We start from the raw sequence: 618 nt of genomic DNA on the forward strand, positions 1-618 counted from the left end.
CCGTCTCCATCTCCGTCTCCATCTCCGTCTCCATCTCCGTCTCCGTCTCCGTCGCCGTCTCCATCGCCGTCTCCATCGCCGTCTCCATCGCCATCTCCGTCGCCATCTCCATCGCCGTCTCCATCGCCATCTCCGTCGCCGTCTCCATCTCCATCTCCGTCTCCGTCGCCGTCTCCATCTCCGTCGCCATCTCCGTCGCCATCGCCATCGCCGTCTCCATCTCCATCTCCGTCGCCATCTCCGTCTCCGTCGCCGTCGCCGTCGCCATCGCCGTCTCCATCTCCGTCGCCGTCTCCACCACCACCACCACCACCACCCTCTGGTGGTACATATGGTTCACCGTCAAATGTAAACATTTGACCTGACTCATTCGTTATTATTGGTTCTCCTCCGATGAACTGCCCACTTAGACCGGTCTCATTTGCCCCACTGGGCAGTAGCCCAGAGTCAAGTCTAGGCGCTCCTTCTGTTATTGTTCCATCTGGGTTTAACCAATAATCAAACTCACCTCCTAAAGGAGTGCCTAAATTAACTGCCTCAGTTGGTGTTGGCTCCGGTGTAGGTGTTGGCTCCGGTGTAGGTGTTGGCTCCGGTGTTGGCTCCGGCGTGGGTGTAGGC

Annotated in this window: 1 protein-coding gene; it reads right to left on the minus strand. The window is 58.4% G+C overall.

Translation table 11 applies throughout. The annotated features are described in order from the left end of the window. The coding region (locus Q4600_RS21130) for a hypothetical protein (RefSeq protein WP_303518512.1) at positions 1 to 331 on the minus strand (331 nt) is incomplete at its 3' end. Positions 332 to 618: the final 287 nt, after the last annotated feature.

The organism is Shewanella sp. 2_MG-2023, assembly GCF_030548905.1.
Classification (GTDB): domain Bacteria; phylum Pseudomonadota; class Gammaproteobacteria; order Enterobacterales; family Shewanellaceae; genus Shewanella; species Shewanella electrodiphila.